Here is a 15,826-nt window from a genome sequence, read left to right as displayed (position 1 = left end):
ACACGCTGGTCATAGAATTGGGAAACTGGGAAATTGGGAATGGGAGGGGTTGGTGATCCCAGCCTTAGCCAGGATCACTCAAAATCCTCAAATCAGCCGTTCTTGACGGCTTCGTAGGCCCATTCGATCCAGGGCAGAAGGCGCGAGATGTCCTCTGCCTCGACCGTGCCGCCGCACCAGATACGAAGCGAAGGCGGAGCATCGCGGTAGCCATTGAAGTCGTAGCCAACGTGACGCTCTTCGAGCATCTTGACGATGTTCTTAGGCACAGCCGCCTGATCTTCAGCAGACAGGCTGTCGTACCATTCACCAGTAAACTGCATGCATACGCCGGTGTTGGTGCGCTTTGCCGGGTCAGCGACCATATTCTTCAGCCAAGGTTTGGCTTCAATCCAGTTCTTGACGATGTCGGCATTGGTGTTCGCCCGCTCAAACAAAGCTTCCCGCCCGCCAATGGACTTCGCCCATTCAAGCGCCGCGATGTAATCTTCGGTGGCAAGCAGCGAGGGCGTGTTGATGGTCGCGCCTTCAAAGATGGCGCGGTTGATCTTATCGCCTTTTTTCAGGCGGAAGAGCTTGGGCAGCGGCCACTCAGGGTCATAGCTTTCGATCCGCTCAACCGCCTTAGGTGAGAGGATAAGCATGCCGTGCTGCGCCTCTGAACCCATGACTTTCTGCCACGAGAACGTCGTCGCATCGAGCTTCGCCCAATCCATCTCCATCGCGAAGATAGCAGATGTGGCATCGTTGATGGTGATGCCTTTGCGGCCCGGCTCCAACCAGTCGGTATCGGGGATCATTGCGCCTGACGTCGTGCCGTTCCAGGTGAAGACGACATCATTGTCCTGCGGGATGGTGGAAAGATCGGGGATCTCGCCGTAATCGGCGGTCAGCGTTTGCAGGTTTGGCAGTTTCAACTGCTTTACCGCATCCTGAATCCAGACATTGCCAAAGCTTTCCCACGCAGCGACCGATGCCGGGCGCGCAGGATCAAGCATCGTCCACATCGCCGCTTCGAGAGCGCCGGTGTCGGATGCTGGCATGATGCCGATAAGGTAATCGTCTGGAACGCCGAGCAGTTCGCGCGTCAGATCAATCGCATATTTCAGGCGACCTTTGGCATACGCTGAACGGTGCGAGCGACCGAGCGAATCTGTTTTCAGCTTGTCGAGAGACCAGCCTGGGAATTTAACCGTAGGACCGGAAGAAAATTGGGGGCGCTCAGGTTTGAGCGGCGGCTCGTGCAAGAGCCCACGTGCGTAGTCAGTCATTGTATTCTCTCCTTACAGAGAGCTCGCGCGGCGTTGGGACCGCGTGGCCCGAAGCCGCGTTTAGAGACCACACATTTCCTGTCAATGAAGATTGGTGCAGAATTGGTGGAGTGTGGTAACGCCGCGCTGAATCCCCTAGATAAAGTCACACATGCAAATTTCCGACCTCCGCATTGCCCTGTTCAGCGGCAACTACAATTACACCCGCGACGGGGCGAATCAGGCTTTGAACCGTCTGGTCTCCACCCTTTTGAGCAAGGGCGCAAAGGTGCGCGTCTATTCACCCACCGTCGCAGAACCCGATTTTGAACCCACGGGCGATCTGGTTCACGTGCCCAATGTGCGCATGCCGGTAAAAGGGCGCGGCGAATATCGTCTACCCCTTCGCCTTGGCAGAAAGGTCAAGCGCGACCTCGTGAAGTTCGAGCCCAATATTGTCCACATCGCCTCGCCCGATCCTGCAGGCCACGCCGCGCTTCGGTGGGCGCAGGAATATGATATTCCGGTGTTGTCTTCGGTCCACACGCGGTTTGAAACATATCCGCGTTACTATGGACTGGCCTTTCTTGAACCGCTCGTGGTCAAGATTTTGCGCCGTTTCTACAATCGCTGTGATGCCTTGGTTGCCCCTTCGCAAAGCATGATTGACGAACTTCTGGCGATGAAGATGCACGACGATATCGGGCTTTGGTCGCGCGGGGTGGACCGGACAGTTTTTGCCTCGCAAAAGCGCGATCTTGAATGGCGGCGCAGCCTCGGGCTTGCCGATGATGACGTGGCGATCGTGTTTCTTGGGCGGCTGGTCATGGAAAAAGGGCTCGACGTTTTTGCCGAGACCATCATCCAGTTGCGCAAGCGCCAGGTCCCACACAAAGTGCTCGTCATTGGCGATGGCCCGGCGCGCGAATGGTTTGAAAACGCGCTTCCCGGCGGGATCTTCGCAGGGTTTAAAACGGGCGCTGACCTTGGTCAGGCGCTGGCCAGCGGCGATATCTTTTTCAACCCCAGCGTCACCGAAACCTTTGGCAATGTCACGCTGGAGGCGATGGCTTGCGGATTGCCGGTCGTCGCCGCGGGCGCAACGGGCGCATCCAGCCTTGTCACAGATGGCGAGACAGGCCGGCTTATCCCTCTGATCGGTAAAAAGGGGGCAGAGACGCCTTGCAGCGAAGCCCTGGCCGAAGCGATTGCCCCCTATTGCACCGATGGAGAGCTTCGCCGAGCTCACGGAGAGGCGGGCGAAAAACGCAGTCTCGATTACAGTTGGGAAGCGATCAACAGCATCGTTGCCGACACATATGTGAGGCTGGTAGAGGACCGCCGCGCCTTGCAAATGGCAGAGCAGGCAGCCCTCGCCCGAGTATGATTACTTCAGCACGCCGTTCACATGCTGACGCCGTGCATAGATGAACAGCGCGATGGTAATCACCCAAATCAAAGCGGCAAAGAGGCTGTGTCCCATGGTCTGATAAGATGCGGGCAGATCGGAAAGCAGCCGCTGATAAACGGTCAGCCCCATCAGGCCCACCAGCGATATGCCGAATAGCATGGTCGCAAAACGGCTGCGCAAAAGCAGAGCGGCTGATCCAAGCAAACATCCCCATACGCCCAAGGCCCAGAACGCGCTTGCCCATGCCGGGATGTTGGAGAGATATTCGATTTGTTCAGCAGGGATACCGCTTCCCTCGAGCATGCCCAGCTTGGTTGTGGTGTAACTGATCGCGCCGCCGCTGTTCCAAAGCAGGCTGACCGCTCCTACCACCCAAAGATGCCATGGTGTTTTTGCGCCAGCACCGGTGCCGGCATTCAAGGTCGTTTCCATGAGTTTCCCCTCCTCTTGAAACGTATTTCGTCCAAGAAGAGGGGTAAACCTTTACAGCCTCAAGGGCAAATTGATGCCCGGTTGATACGCGATCACATGCGCTCAATGCGCTTGGCGACCTCGTCGATTATGTCGACGATTTCGTTGATCGCAGCCTGGTCCAGCTTTCCGGCTTTCGCGCGGTTTTTGAGCACCGTGCCAAGGTTGGCCATTGCGCGGAAGAGGTCGGGGGACTTCTCTTTGATGCGCTCTGTACGCTCGCCATGTTCGCCAAGGCGCTCCATCACTTGCGCTACTTCGTCAGCTCGATCTGCGAGCTCGGCCTTGCCCGATTTGGTCACTTTGAAAGGCTTCTTGCCGCCGCTTTCGCCGTCGTCGCTCGACTTGGCTTTGGCAGGCTTGATAAGGCCTTCCTCCTCGAGCAGTTGCAATGTCGGATAGACCGCGCCAGGCGACGGGGCATAGCTGCCACCGGTCATGTCTTCGATTGCGCGGATCAGCTCATAGCCGTGGCGCGGTTCGCGTGCGATCAAGGCAAGCAATGCGAGGCGCAGTTCGCCTGTGCCGAACATACGGCCACGGCGTTTGCGGCCCGCCCCTCTCCGGCTTGGTCCGTCGTGCCAATCGGTGGCTTTGCGACGCGAACGGCGTTCGCTGCTGTCCCAATCCGAAGCGGCCGAAGCCGCCATCATCGCGATCATGGGACCGAGTTTTTCCCAGCCGCCGTTTCTACCATTCCACGTCATTAAGAATACTCCTGATAGTTCTTATGCGTCTAAAGATATATCTTTGAGGCCACCGTTCAAGAGGGCGTACCTAACAATCTGGCATTTCCCGACGAACGGCTTATGCCGGTCTGCGAATGGCTGATTTGTTTGCAGATGAACCTCCACAGGCTGTTTCGGAGACCCGAAATGGGCCGGGTAATGATGCCCCGCTGGCTGACCGTTTGCGCCCGCGCGCGCTTTCGGACGTTATCGGACAGGAGCATCTGACCGGTCCCGAAGGCGCGATCGGGCGTATGGTCGCAGCGGGCAAGCTTGCGAGCATGATCCTTTGGGGGCCACCGGGCACTGGCAAAACCAGCATTGCCCGGTTGCTTGCGGCGAGCGTTGGCATGCGGTTTCAGTCGATTAGCGCTGTTTTTTCAGGGGTTGCCGACCTCAAAAAAGCCTTTGCCGAAGCGGACAAGATGGCGAGCGCGGGGCAGAAGACCTTGCTGTTCGTGGACGAAATCCACCGCTTCAACCGCGCGCAGCAGGACGGGTTTTTGCCCTTCGTTGAACGCGGCACCGTGACTTTGGTAGGTGCAACCACCGAGAACCCCAGCTTCGCCCTGAACGCAGCGCTTTTGAGCCGCGCGCAGGTGCTGATCCTTGAACGCTTGGGGCATGAGGCCTTGGGCGCTTTGCTCACCCGCGCTGAAGAATTGGAAGGCCCCCTCCCCCTCACCGATGACGCGCGCGCCGCTTTGGTCGCAAGCGCGGACGGAGACGGGCGGTTTCTTTTGGGGCAGGCAGAGACGCTGTATAACGCCAATCTTCCCGAGGCGCTTGATCCCAAGGGCCTCAGCACATTCCTGCAGCGCCGCGTTGCCGTCTATGACAAGGACCGCGACGGGCATTACAATTTGATCAGCGCGCTGCATAAATCTCTGCGCGGGTCCGACCCGCAGGCCGCGCTCTATTACATGGCGCGCATGCTGACCGCCGGTGAAGAGCCGCTCTATGTCCTTCGCCGCCTAGTGCGATTTGCGAGCGAGGATATTGGCCTTGCCGATCCGCAAGCCCTCACCCAATGCCTTGCTGCCAAAGACGCCTACCAATTCCTTGGCAGCCCAGAGGGCGAGCTCGCGATTGTTCAAGCGTGCCTTTACTGTGCCACCGCGCCCAAATCGAATGCGGCCTATGCTGCGCAAAAGGCGGCCTTCAAATCCGCGCGCGAAACGGGGAGCCTGATGCCGCCCGCCAATATACTCAACGCACCCACCGCGCTGATGAAAGACATCGGTTACGGCGAGGGATATTCCTATGATCACGAGGCGGAAGACGGTTTTTCGGGCGACAATTACTGGCCAGACGAATTGTCGCCGCAAACCTTCTATGAACCGGTGACACGCGGTTTTGAGCGCAAGGTGAAAGAGCGCATCGATTATTGGAACAAGCTTCGCCAGGAGCGAGGGACATAATGCGCGATTGGGACCACTTCCTCGCGATTGATTGGTCGGGCGCCAAGGGTGAACGCCACAAGGGCATCGCACTCGCAATCGCGACCAAAGAAGGCGAAGCGCCGGTTCTGGTCGAACCACCCAAGGGCGGATTTTCGCGGACAGACGTGCTGGAAATCTTGCGCGATGACTTGCCGGTCAACACGCTTGTGGGAATCGATCTGGGGATCAGCCTTCCCTTCAACGATTGCGGCGCATTCTTCCCGGGCTGGGACCGCTCACCCAGTCATGCGAAAAAGCTATGGGCACTGATCGACGCGATCTGCGATGCCGAACCGCATCTGGGCGCGAACAACTTTGTCACCCACCCTGACGCGCGCAAATACTTTCGCCACGGCAAAGATGATGAGGGCGCGCACTTCCACCTCCCCGATGCCGTCAGCAAGCAGGGCCGTTTTCGCGAGGCCGAAATTGCGCAGTGGCGTCAAAAATGCCGTCCGGTTAGCAATTTCAACCTCGTTGGCGCGGCGCAAGTGGGCAAAAGCTCGCTGACCGGTATGCGCATGTTGCACCAATTGCGGGGGCATCTTCCGGTGTGGCCGATGGACAAAATTCCTGACAGGCGGCTGCGCAAAGGCGGTTCGATGCTGGTCGAAATCTATACGGGCCTTGCTTCGCGAGAGGCGGCTGCGAAAAGCGGATCACGCACGAAGCTGCTCACCTATGCCGACCTTAATGCCGCGCTTGGTGCCATGGGGTGTCCGCCCGTGGACGAAGTGGGCGAGATCGACGATCATTCTTCCGACGCGCTTCTCACCGCCGCATGGCTGCGCAAAGCGGCCAAAGAAACAGAACGGTGGGAACCGCGCGCCCTGACCGCAGAAATCGCCTGGACCGAAGGCTGGACCTTCGGAGCGTTTTGAATATTGCGAAAACCCGCGCGGGCTTTCCTCCTCGCTTTGCGTCCTTCACGATGTTGCGGACCCGCTGCGGACGCGCGGTCGCGCTTGTGCAATCACTGGCGTTCTTGCGTGGACGCTACCGGTAAAGGCGTGAGATGTCGTCGCGACGCGTCTTTCGATAGCCCGTCTGCTTCAGGTCATCGAGCATCGCTTGCCGCCGCTGATCGGTTTCATCGGGAAGCTGCCGCGGTTCTTCCTGCGGCTTTGGCTTATCCGTGCCATAGATCATGTCGATGGTCTTCAAATTGTGCTGATTGATCATGTCCGGGACCAGAAAGGCGTCGATCAGCCACCAAATAATGGTAACGCCCAGCCCCACTACCGAAAGCGACAACAGCAGCTGCGCAAGGCCGGACCCTGTTTTGCCTGCATAAAACCGATGCACACCAAGCCAGCCGAAAAGGAGCCAAAGGAGGTAAGCGACACCCTTCGACTTCTCGTTTCGTTCAAATACGATTTCCTTTTGTCGAAGCTCGTCCATCGGTCCCGTCCCTATACCCGCACCCAAATGTAACGCGCAGACCATCATTGCAAGGATGTAAAACAGCATCTGAGGGCGTTCTTCGATGAATGAACAACCCTGTTCTGCCAATTCAAAGCAAAAGGGGTCTGGACATTGCATGCACTTTGCGGCTAGCGGGCGCTTCGCAAGATGAAACAGCGTGACCGCACGCATCTCTTGCAAGGAAATGGGCCGGCTTAGCTCAGTTGGTAGAGCAGTTGATTTGTAATCATCAGGCCGCGGGTTCGACTCCTGCAGCCGGCACCATTTCTCCGATAACTCCCGAAATCAGATCTGCGCCACCCACCCTTGTGTGACATGCAGTGCGCTTTGCCACACGTCGCACCAAAGTCTCCGGCACCCAAAGCTCAAGCGAACTTTACTTTCTATGCGCCAGCCGACTTTAAAAGCTTAATCTCGAGTGCGCTTGAAGTTTTGCTCCGGATTTCGGGACCGCGCTCTATCCAAATGGCATCTGTGCAAAGCCCGATGAACGGCGCATATCGAAAAAGCGCTTTTGAACCGGACGATTGGGGTTTATTCACACGCCGATGGGTTGCTCGGAATGTCACAAGGAAAGCCTCAAAGGCCATAAGTTCTGCAGCAATTGCGGCACAAAGCTTGCCCCTGCATCGCAGCAAAGCGCCAAGCCTGAAACCGAGCGCCGCCAGATCACCGTCCTGTTCTACGATCTCGTGGGGTCCACAAAGCTTTCGACAAGCGTTGAGCCGGAGGACTTTCGCGAGGCGATTGCGAACTTTCACAATGTCGCCTCTGCCGCTGTGCGTCCCTTCGATGCCTATGTCGGGGCACATGTGGGCGATGGCGGGATCATCTATTTTGGCTATCCGGTTGCGCGCGAAGATGCAGCCGAATGTGCCATTTTGTCAGGCCTTGCCCTGACCGAAGCCGTCTCCAGGATCACGCTACCCAACGGGGAGCAAGCACATGCCCGCGTCGGAATTGCGACAGGCACCAGCATTGTCGGACGCATCGAGGAAGGCGACACCGGCAACAGCGCGGTTGGCAAAGTCACCAGCCTTGCAGCGCGGCTCCAATCCCATGCAAAACCTGGTCAATGCGTCATCGCAGAACGCACAAGGCGTCTTGTCGGCGGCCTGTTCAAGCTCGATGACTTGGGCATTATCGAGGCCAAGGGCTTTACCGATGACGTGCACGCATTTGGCGTCGTGGCCCGTCAGGAAACAGACCGGTTCAGGGCACTGCGCGGGAGCGGTCCCGAGCTTATCGGACGCGAGGAACAAACTAAAGCCCTGCACGAAATGTGGGAGGCTGTTCTCCAAGGGTCGAACCAGACCTGTATGGTGGTGGGCGAAGCGGGCGTGGGCAAATCACGCCTTGTCGCTGATTTCGTAAACTCCATCGACCATTCAAAAATCGCCTTTGTCCCGTGTTTCTGCGCGCCTCACAGCCGCCAATCGGCGCTTCGCCCCTTCATCACGCGGTTCAGGAACGTTGCAGGGGCCACCGACCACAAAACCCAACCGTGTATGGAAGCACTGGATGAGCGCCTTGCCAAGGACACGACCGAGCTTGACCGGCATCTCATCCGCCGCTTGATCGGGATTGCAACAGATCCACCGTTAGACGCGCAGGCCATGACATCGGGCCAACTGCGCGCGGCGACGATCCTGGCGCTCATCAATCAGATCGACTTATTGTCCAACGACCAGCCCGCACTTGTGCTGATCGAGGATATGCATTGGGCGGACCCGAGCTCGCGCGATCTTGTCGAGAAAGCACTTGCGCGCAGAGACCTTGGGCAGGTCTTTATCGTTATGACGAGCCGCCCGGAAGTCGATGAGACCTGGGACAAGGCAAGCGCCATCACGAGGATCGAACTGCCTCCCTTCACCGCTGCTGAATCGCAAGAGCTGATCAATCAGGTCTTGGGCGCGCAAGCATCCCCGTCGATGGTCAAAGCCATTTCGGAGCGGGCCGGCGGGATTGCACTGTTTGTCGAAGAGCTGACCAAAGCGGTCCTCGATTCCGACGCTCACGTCCGAGATAACGTGGCAGACGGTTTCGAGCTTCAATCAACATTCGCCTTGCCCGAAACCTTACAGGACTCGCTATTGGCGCGGCTTGATCAACTGGGAGAGGCCAAGCGCATCGCACAGATCGCATCCGTCGTCGGGCGCGAATTCACGGCGAGCGACCTTGCCAAGGTTGCACCAGACCTTTCACCATTGATCGAACGCGGCTGCGAAATGCTGCACGGTTCAGGCATGACAAGCGCGCTTCCCGGCGAAACAGACGGTTACCAGTTCCGCCACGTATTGATTCAGGAAATCGCCTATTCGACCCTCGTTCGGGGAGAACGGCGCGAATACAATGCCCGGCTTTTGGAAGCGCTTGAGCAAGATACCGGCAACGCGCACCCGATCGATGCCGAACGTTGGGCCCATTATGCGCAAGAAGCGGACCAGCCTGCGCGCGCCATTCACTATTGGCTATTGGCAGGGCAGGATTCCCTTAGGATCTTCGCCATGAACGAGGCCGAGGCGCGATTGAGACGCGGGCTCGAGCTCATCAATCAAATTGGCGATCCGAGCGAGCGCGCCCGCCTTGAACTTGATCTGCTTTTGACCCTCGGGAAAGTCCTTCTGGCACAGGTCGGTCACGCCAATCCGGAAACCGGTGAGGTGTTTGCGCGCGCAAAGGACCTTGCGGAAAAACGCGGCGACAGGGCGAAACTGCTGGCCGCAATGCATGGTCAGCAAGCCTATGACCTTCAGCTCAGTAAAATTCAGGCGACACAGGACCGCGGCGCCGAGATGCTGTCGTTAGGCGATGAGTTCGACGATGATACCTGGCGGCTGATCGGATATCGCAGCCGCGGCATCGCAAGCTTTGCGCTTGGCAATTACAAGCAATGCGTCGGCGACCTTGTGAGCGGTGTCGAATTGCTCGACCGCCTGGGGGACTCGGTGGCTGAGGACATTGTCGTGGACGACCTCTACGTTGCGATGAAGTCCTATGGCGCGATGGCTGCAGTGTATTTGGGAGAGGACGAGCTTACCCGTAAACTGTATACAGCCGCGACCCAGCGCTCGATCCAGTTTCGCCAACCCTACTCCCGCGCCTTTGCGGCCGTGGGTCGCAATTACTGCCGCTTGATGCTCGGCGAATATGACGGGCTGGAACAGGATTTTCTCGATCATATTGCATTGAGCGAGACGAATGAAATTCCCTATTTCTATTACACCTTGCGGGTCTTCCTTGCGCATTACCATGCCTTGCAAGGCGCGCCTGATGCAGCACAAAACCTTTCCGGTGCGATTGACGGATATCGCCTGACACGCAGCATCGTTTACCAGCCGACATTCAAACATTGGGAGGGCCTTGCATGGCTTGCCCAGGGGGATTTGGACAAGGCGAGAGAGGCCAATATCTGGTCGATTGATACGGCCATCGAATATGGCATGCACCACATGTCTGCAGAATATTACGGCCTGAAGGCGGTATTGGACCACAAAGACAACAAGGCCGAAGATGCCGCCGAGGCCGTTTTGTCAGCTAAAAAATGGGCGAACGAACAAAATGCCGTCCTGTGTTCAAAATTGAACACGCAGCTATGGGAAACCCACGGGATTTCAAGTAGACTGCCCCAATAGACAGGGCGCAAGCTTAATTGTCTAAGGTGCGAATATTTGTGTGGGGGACAATATGGGTGATGCGGCGACGCTAGAACATGCAGAGCAGCAAGGCGGATTGGCCGGTGGCTCGCCTGGTCAGACGAGGGAACTGTTTGATCCTGCGGTTCTGAAATCTGACGGGCTTGCTTCCCGAATTACCCAGTATTTCATCCGCCGCCCCTTTGGCATCATGGCATTTTTGCGCCGCTATTGGCCCATCGCCAAAATCGGCAATTGGGCGATCATCACGCGCTATGACGACGTGGCCGAGGCTCTGCAAAACGACAAGGCTGTGGCTGTGCCGTTTGGCGAAAAGATGAAGAAGGTTGCCGCAGGGCCAAACTTCGTTCTCGGCATGGCGGACAGCGACGCGTATCAAGCAATGCACAAGGAGATCGTCAACGCCTTCCCGCGCGAAGACAACGAAGATTTGATCGCGCCATTCGCCTATATCGAAGCCAAACGCTTGCTGGATGAAGGCGGCGGCAAGATCGATGCGATCTCGCAGCTTTTGACCATGGTTCCCACCCGGATTTGCGAAGAATATTATGGCCTCAAGATCGAGGACAAAGAGAACTTCGCGCGCTGGACCATAGCGATGAGCTGTTACATGTTCGGGGACCCGTCAAACGATCCCGAGTTGGAGAAAGTCGCGATCGAAGCCTCCACCCAGGTCCGCCCGATTGTCGACGAAGCCATCGACAGAGCGCAGGCAGGTCCGACGGGCGACACTGTGGTCGCACGGTTCGTTCAGCGGCAAAAAGAAGACCCTGACGCCATGCCTGACAATGTGATCAGGGGTATCATGCTGGGCATGATTACAGGCTTCGTTCCGACAAACACCATGGCTTCAGGACACATGCTGGAATTGCTTTTGAGCAAGCCTGACTGGATGAGACAGGCCCGTCATGCAGCGCGCGACGGAGATGATGCTCTGCTGCAAGGTTGCCTGTTTGAAGCCATGCGCTTTTGGCCGATTAATCCTGGCCCCTTCCGTGTGGCAGGGCAGGATGTTGTCATCGCAGCGGGTACCCGCCGTGAAAAGCTGATAAAGAAGGGCACCAATCTGGTCGTCTCGACCCAATCTGCCATGCATGATCCGCGCAGGATCCCAAACCCCAAGGTTTATGACCCGCGCCGCAAACGCAACGATTCCATGCTCATGGGCTTTGGGCTTCACTGGTGCATCGGCGCGCCGCTTGCCTACGCGCAAATCACGCAGACTTTCAAAGCTTTATTGGAGCTGGACAATATCCGCCGTGCGCCTGGCGATGAGGGCAAGATGACCACATTTGGGCCCTTCCCCAGCAGTCTATGGGTGCACTACACCTAACGCCCTTTACGTCGGGTCGATCACTCCGATCGAAATCATCCTGAGGCTCGTCATACTAGGCACAAAGAAATAGGCGCCGCCCTTGGTCTCCACAAATTGCGGGAGCTTGGAGCAGATATATGGCGCACCCTCCCCATTGGCATCGGGGTCATTGGGGATCACAAATTTGAGATCATCCACCGGGCGCGAACCAAGCATCGGGCACGTATCATTACCGGCATTGGAATCCATGCCGTAATTAATCCATTGCTGCTGCACGAATTCAAATTGCCGCTCCAGACTGGCGCAGCAAATCAGCATCACAATCCCGCGTTCCCGCTCACCATTGTCATTGGTCGCATCGTAAGGGAGGCCGCGGCGCAAAATGCGCCTGCGGTTGACAAGGATGGTCCCGCTTCCCGGCGTTGGCCCAAGCATATCGCGCGGATGAACGCGCCGTGTGTGCGAGCTTGCCGGACATGCCGCACCGTGCTCGTCATCGGCATAGATAAACCGCGAGAGCTTTTTTCGCTTCGTCACGTCATCCTTGTAGCGCGCGTTGAATTCGACCCACTCGTCATGGTTTTTCGCAAGCGCCAGAGGCACGCCGTCCTGCCAGCGACCGGAGAATTTCGCGAGCAAGGTCGCGCGCGCCTCGCTCTCGTCTTCGATGCCATAGACTTTTGCAAATTCTGGCACGGTTTTGTCGATGTAGGCATCGAAATCTTCAACGTTTTCCTGAAGCTTGCGATACGCCATAAAGGTGCCATTGGTGCTGAACAGGTTTGGCCGTGCTGCCGGCGGCATTTCCTTGGCCTCGTCTGGATAGCCTAGCAGGAATTCCCCAGTGGCAAGCGGCTCCCAATTGGCCTCGTCCTCGATCTCTTCTGTGGTATTTAGCTCGCCTGTAAACTTGCCATTGCCGACTTTGCGCACCGCTTCGTCTTCGGGCGGAAACTGGCCTTCGAAAACGGGGTCGCTGATCCCGTCGACATAGCCGAAGTGTTCAAGCGGAACAGGCTTGAAATGCCCGGTCTGCGGGTCCTGCATCAGCCGCGCGCTCATATCCTGATAGTCTTCGGCACCAACGCCGTGCCCTTTCAGGATGCGCACACCGCCCTTTGCATTGCATTCGCTGCGGATCTCTTCGGTAAGCTCGTCCATTTCGGGGACGGGATTGCCTGTGACCGGGTTCATCTTGGAGTTTAGCAGCGCCATAATATGCACCGCATTCGCGCCCCCTGCCTCGGTTTCGTCCTTCCAGACATCGTCCCAGCGATCAAGCGCACCCTTGGGTGATGTGTCCCCCAATATGGGCGCCCGCGCGCGCATCCCCTGAAGGAATTCTGCGGGCATCATGGAAAGCGTTTTGATCGGCACGCCAAGCGCTGCGAGCCCGTCGAATGTGAAGGCAAAGTTCAGTGTAACAGGCGGCCTTTCGGGCGCACTGGTTTCGGCCTTTGGCGCGTATGGGTTATCGCTTTTCCAACGGACCGCTGTGGTCACCCGGTCATAGAATTTTTCGAGGAACGCCCGGCCCTTTTCCCCGTCATCCACATGCAGGAAAATGGCACGCCCCTTGGGAAATCCCTGCTTGCCATATGCGTTGAGGATATTGCCCTGAATATCGGCCAGCCGCAGTGCGATGCGTTCGTTATCGCCAACTATGCTCATGGATAAACCTGTCCGGCCGGATGGTGCGGCTCTGGTTTTTGCAGCTGGTTTTCATCAAGATATTGGCCAAAGGCCGCGTGTAGGTCGGCCACATCTGCCCCTTGTTTCTCGACCACGAATTGACCGAATGTGTTTTGAACGTGAAGTCCTTTGAGGACCGACATCAGGTCTGCATCAGGGGGCGCGGGAAACGGTCTGTCGCCATATTTCTTGAACCGCATGGAAACAAAGCCGATTGCACCCCCGAGAAAGGCGATCAATGCCGCAGGGATCGCAAGATACAGGCCGAAGCCTGCAAACAGCGCATAGAACACCATCGCCATGATAGCGCCGGTGAATACACCCCCGGCAGCGAGCCCTTTGATGGTCAGGGTCGGCAGGTTCTTAGGCGGTTCGGACCAGTAGAAATTGAACGGCATTGTCGTCTCAATCTCGCACTTCTTGATATATTCGATGAAGTCGGCAGCGGTGGTGATTTCCTCCGGATCGAATGCCACGCAATTGGAGAAGATCTCGACCAGATCCTCTTTCATAACATCCCACAATTCGCGCAAATAGACAGCAAGGTCGAAATTGCGCGAACCGCCAGGTGCGTCGAATTCCGCTGCGAACAGGAGATAGGGGCTCGATAACTCGGTCCGGGCAAGGCTTGGTTTTGCCAGATTTATAGTCTCGAACACCGGATCGGCGGCCTCATAGCCATTATAGCCGAGGCGATCGATCACCGAAAAACGGGCGAAATGGGTGCGAGTGGATTTTGAAAACGCGCTGATCTCGCCGCTTTTGTGAGTGTGGGGGGTCTGCATCGCGGTTGGCATCTGCGCGAGCTTCTGACGCAGTTCGATGATCGGCGCCGCGCGCTCGTTCTCTTCCCCGTTGGCCCATGCACAGCGCACCGGCGCCAGCACTGTAAGAAAGTAATATCCGCCATCAATACTAGGCATCACCAACTCCCTCAGGATTATGCTCTCTTTGCCAGACCTCGTTAAACTTGTTCTGGAGAGCGTTGAATTGTCGGCGATGCTCTTCGGCACGGTCAGTCGAAGTCGAGGCGACCGGCGAAAAGCCTTGTGTGGTCAGGTCATTTTGAATGACTTTCAGCTTTGCCCGGTACGCTTTCGCAAATGTCTCCGGCGCGGTCTCAGGGTCGCGGTAGATATCTTCAAGCTCGATCAGCGCGCTTTTGACACGCAGGGCTGACACCACATCGCGGTACGCCGCACCGGGGGTCGCGTTGTAGTAGAAGTCGCAATTGATCTGATTCGCGCGAATATACTGTTTGAACGGGGTGATCGGGACAGACCCGGGGTAGCGCGCGTTCTTGTACCAGAACAGATCGAGCCCGGTTGGAATCCCGTCAGAAAACGCGTCGATATACTGGTCCCATGTCCCGTTAAAATTCGACAGGAACAGCATGGTGTCCCGGTCAAGCTTCTCACACTCGTCAGAAAGCGTGGGCCATGCATCCTTGGGAATGATAACCCAGCGCGCAAAATGGATGAATTTGAGCCCGATCAACCCGGCCAAGATACCAGGGAAGCTGCGGCCAAAGCGAAAGACCCATTTATTGGTCCATCCCAAGCGCTTGGCCAATGGGGTGATCACAATCATCCCATATGCTTTTCCAGCAACATTGGACACGTGGTCCCCCCTCTTTTACTACCCTATCGCACCATTCCATAGGATGAGGCCATCTGGCAAGTGAGATCGGGGCAATGGGGGCCCCTTACATGAACTCAGACAATAAACTCGAAGAGAAGCTGCGCCTTTTCAGTATCTTTGAAAATCTAAGCGATGAAGATCTTCAAACTGTATTGGACAAAATCTCTATCGTCCGATTCGAGCGCGGAGAGACAATTATCGCCCATGAGGCGCGCGACACAGACGTCTTTCTTCTGCTCGAAGGGCAGGCGCTGGCCAACCGCTATTCGTTGGCCGGGCGCGAGATCAGCTATCGCCGGCTACCAGCCTATTCCTACGTGGGAGAGCTCGCCGTCTTCGATGGGCAGCCACGATCAGTGAATATTGTCGCGCTTTCGCCGGTGACTATGGGCCGTCTCAGCGGCTCTGCATTTCTGGCGCTGATGCAAACGATCCCGAGCGTCAACGAGGCGCTTTTGCGTGATCTCGCCGGACGGATACGGGACCTTTCGGATCGCATTTACGAAACCACGGCAAGCTCTGTGAAAATGCGGTTCTATACCGAGCTTATCCGAACCGCGATGGAGCAGAACAGCGAAGGGGACGAGATTGTGCTGCGCAATCCCCCGACCCATGCCGAATGGGCCGCCACAGTGGGCGGGCAACGCGAAACGATCACACGAGCAATCAGCGAACTGACCCAGCTTGGCCTCTTGCAAAAACAAGGCCGCAACCTTGTGATCCCCGACATCAACGGCTTGATGGATCAGTGCGAAGACGTTTGAGAGCGCGCGATATGAGAATTCTGGGAAATTT

The 15,826-nt window shown here is 57.1% G+C and carries 13 protein-coding genes and 1 tRNA gene; 7 read left to right on the top strand and 7 right to left on the bottom strand.

Going from position 1 to position 15,826, the window contains the following annotated elements:
- Positions 1-92 precede the first annotated feature (92 nt).
- Positions 93-1,271, bottom strand: coding sequence for a phosphoserine transaminase (locus AC0V6Q_RS01185; RefSeq protein ID WP_486166618.1), 1,179 nt, complete (start codon positions 1,269-1,271; stop codon positions 93-95).
- Positions 1,272-1,422: 151 nt separating this feature from the next.
- On the opposite strand from AC0V6Q_RS01185, the gene AC0V6Q_RS01180 reads away from it, so the two are divergent.
- Positions 1,423-2,637, top strand: a complete 1,215-nt coding sequence (locus tag AC0V6Q_RS01180; protein WP_486166617.1) for a glycosyltransferase family 4 protein — start codon at positions 1,423-1,425, stop codon at positions 2,635-2,637.
- On the opposite strand, the gene AC0V6Q_RS01175 is transcribed toward AC0V6Q_RS01180, so the two are convergent.
- Positions 2,638-3,093 (bottom strand): hypothetical protein, encoded by a 456-nt coding sequence (locus AC0V6Q_RS01175; protein ID WP_486166616.1) that lies wholly within the window; start codon positions 3,091-3,093, stop codon positions 2,638-2,640.
- 92 nt (positions 3,094-3,185) lie between these two features.
- On the bottom strand, positions 3,186-3,839 hold the full coding sequence (locus AC0V6Q_RS01170; RefSeq protein ID WP_486166615.1) for a PadR family transcriptional regulator: 654 nt from the start codon (positions 3,837-3,839) through the stop codon (positions 3,186-3,188).
- 116 nt (positions 3,840-3,955) lie between these two features.
- Here AC0V6Q_RS01170 and AC0V6Q_RS01165 point away from each other — a divergent pair, with 116 nt between their 5' ends.
- Both AC0V6Q_RS01165 and AC0V6Q_RS01160 read left to right on the top strand, forming a co-directional pair.
- Entirely contained in the window at positions 3,956-5,281 is a 1,326-nt protein-coding gene (locus tag AC0V6Q_RS01165; protein ID WP_486166614.1) for a replication-associated recombination protein A, read from the top strand.
- Positions 5,281-6,183 (top strand): hypothetical protein, encoded by a 903-nt coding sequence (locus AC0V6Q_RS01160; protein ID WP_486166613.1) that lies wholly within the window; start codon positions 5,281-5,283, stop codon positions 6,181-6,183. The genes AC0V6Q_RS01165 and AC0V6Q_RS01160 overlap by 1 nt, the downstream gene beginning before the upstream one ends.
- 115 nt (positions 6,184-6,298) lie before the next feature.
- Here the strand turns inward: AC0V6Q_RS01160 and AC0V6Q_RS01155 are convergent, their stop codons facing one another.
- Positions 6,299-6,898, bottom strand: coding sequence for an NINE protein (locus AC0V6Q_RS01155; protein ID WP_486166612.1), 600 nt, complete (start codon positions 6,896-6,898; stop codon positions 6,299-6,301).
- 17 nt (positions 6,899-6,915) lie between these two features.
- Here AC0V6Q_RS01155 and AC0V6Q_RS01150 point away from each other — a divergent pair.
- From AC0V6Q_RS01150 to AC0V6Q_RS01140, 3 genes are all read left to right on the top strand, one after another.
- Positions 6,916-6,991 (top strand) — tRNA-Thr (locus AC0V6Q_RS01150).
- Between the two features lie 284 nt (positions 6,992-7,275).
- Positions 7,276-10,362: an AAA family ATPase gene (locus tag AC0V6Q_RS01145; RefSeq protein ID WP_486166611.1), complete on the top strand. Its 3,087-nt coding sequence runs from the start codon at positions 7,276-7,278 to the stop codon at positions 10,360-10,362.
- Between the two features lie 52 nt (positions 10,363-10,414).
- Positions 10,415-11,716: a cytochrome P450 gene (locus tag AC0V6Q_RS01140; protein ID WP_486166610.1), complete on the top strand. Its 1,302-nt coding sequence runs from the start codon at positions 10,415-10,417 to the stop codon at positions 11,714-11,716.
- 6 nt (positions 11,717-11,722) lie between these two features.
- Here the strand turns inward: AC0V6Q_RS01140 and AC0V6Q_RS01135 are convergent, their stop codons facing one another.
- From AC0V6Q_RS01135 to AC0V6Q_RS01125, 3 genes are read right to left on the bottom strand one after another with little or no spacing between them, the layout of a single operon-like run.
- Positions 11,723-13,369, bottom strand: coding sequence for a Dyp-type peroxidase (locus AC0V6Q_RS01135; RefSeq protein WP_486166609.1), 1,647 nt, complete (start codon positions 13,367-13,369; stop codon positions 11,723-11,725).
- The gene (locus AC0V6Q_RS01130; RefSeq protein ID WP_486166608.1) at positions 13,366-14,313 is read right to left on the bottom strand and encodes a hypothetical protein; all 948 of its coding nucleotides are present in this window, start codon (positions 14,311-14,313) and stop codon (positions 13,366-13,368) included. Before AC0V6Q_RS01130 ends, AC0V6Q_RS01135 begins: the two co-directional genes overlap by 4 nt.
- Positions 14,306-14,980, bottom strand: a complete 675-nt coding sequence (locus AC0V6Q_RS01125; protein ID WP_486166607.1) for a hypothetical protein — start codon at positions 14,978-14,980, stop codon at positions 14,306-14,308. Before AC0V6Q_RS01125 ends, AC0V6Q_RS01130 begins: the two co-directional genes overlap by 8 nt.
- Positions 14,981-15,099: 119 nt before the next feature.
- Here AC0V6Q_RS01125 and AC0V6Q_RS01120 point away from each other — a divergent pair, with 119 nt between their 5' ends.
- Complete coding sequence (locus tag AC0V6Q_RS01120; protein ID WP_486166606.1) at positions 15,100-15,795, top strand: Crp/Fnr family transcriptional regulator; 696 nt, start codon at positions 15,100-15,102, stop codon at positions 15,793-15,795.
- Positions 15,796-15,826: the final 31 nt, after the last annotated feature.

The sequence above is a fragment of the Erythrobacter sp. S227 genome (assembly GCF_057364925.1).
Note: the sequence above shows the minus strand (reverse complement) of the source record. Positions and strands in the feature narration are given on the sequence as shown.

Bases quoted from the DNA above. Each gene is read 5' to 3' on its own strand.
- AC0V6Q_RS01185 (WP_486166618.1), bottom strand. From the start codon at position 1,271: ATGACTGACTACGCACGTGGGCTCTTGCACGAGCCGCCGCTCAAACCT.
- AC0V6Q_RS01180 (WP_486166617.1), top strand. From the start codon at position 1,423: ATGCAAATTTCCGACCTCCGCATTGCCCTGTTCAGCGGCAACTACAAT.
- AC0V6Q_RS01175 (WP_486166616.1), bottom strand. From the start codon at position 3,093: ATGGAAACGACCTTGAATGCCGGCACCGGTGCTGGCGCAAAAACACCA.
- AC0V6Q_RS01170 (WP_486166615.1), bottom strand. From the start codon at position 3,839: ATGACGTGGAATGGTAGAAACGGCGGCTGGGAAAAACTCGGTCCCATG.
- AC0V6Q_RS01165 (WP_486166614.1), top strand. From the start codon at position 3,956: ATGGCTGATTTGTTTGCAGATGAACCTCCACAGGCTGTTTCGGAGACC.
- AC0V6Q_RS01160 (WP_486166613.1), top strand. From the start codon at position 5,281: ATGCGCGATTGGGACCACTTCCTCGCGATTGATTGGTCGGGCGCCAAG.
- AC0V6Q_RS01155 (WP_486166612.1), bottom strand. From the start codon at position 6,898: ATGCGTGCGGTCACGCTGTTTCATCTTGCGAAGCGCCCGCTAGCCGCA.
- AC0V6Q_RS01145 (WP_486166611.1), top strand. From the start codon at position 7,276: ATGGGTTGCTCGGAATGTCACAAGGAAAGCCTCAAAGGCCATAAGTTC.
- AC0V6Q_RS01140 (WP_486166610.1), top strand. From the start codon at position 10,415: ATGGGTGATGCGGCGACGCTAGAACATGCAGAGCAGCAAGGCGGATTG.
- AC0V6Q_RS01135 (WP_486166609.1), bottom strand. From the start codon at position 13,369: ATGAGCATAGTTGGCGATAACGAACGCATCGCACTGCGGCTGGCCGAT.
- AC0V6Q_RS01130 (WP_486166608.1), bottom strand. From the start codon at position 14,313: ATGCCTAGTATTGATGGCGGATATTACTTTCTTACAGTGCTGGCGCCG.
- AC0V6Q_RS01125 (WP_486166607.1), bottom strand. From the start codon at position 14,980: ATGATTGTGATCACCCCATTGGCCAAGCGCTTGGGATGGACCAATAAA.
- AC0V6Q_RS01120 (WP_486166606.1), top strand. From the start codon at position 15,100: ATGAACTCAGACAATAAACTCGAAGAGAAGCTGCGCCTTTTCAGTATC.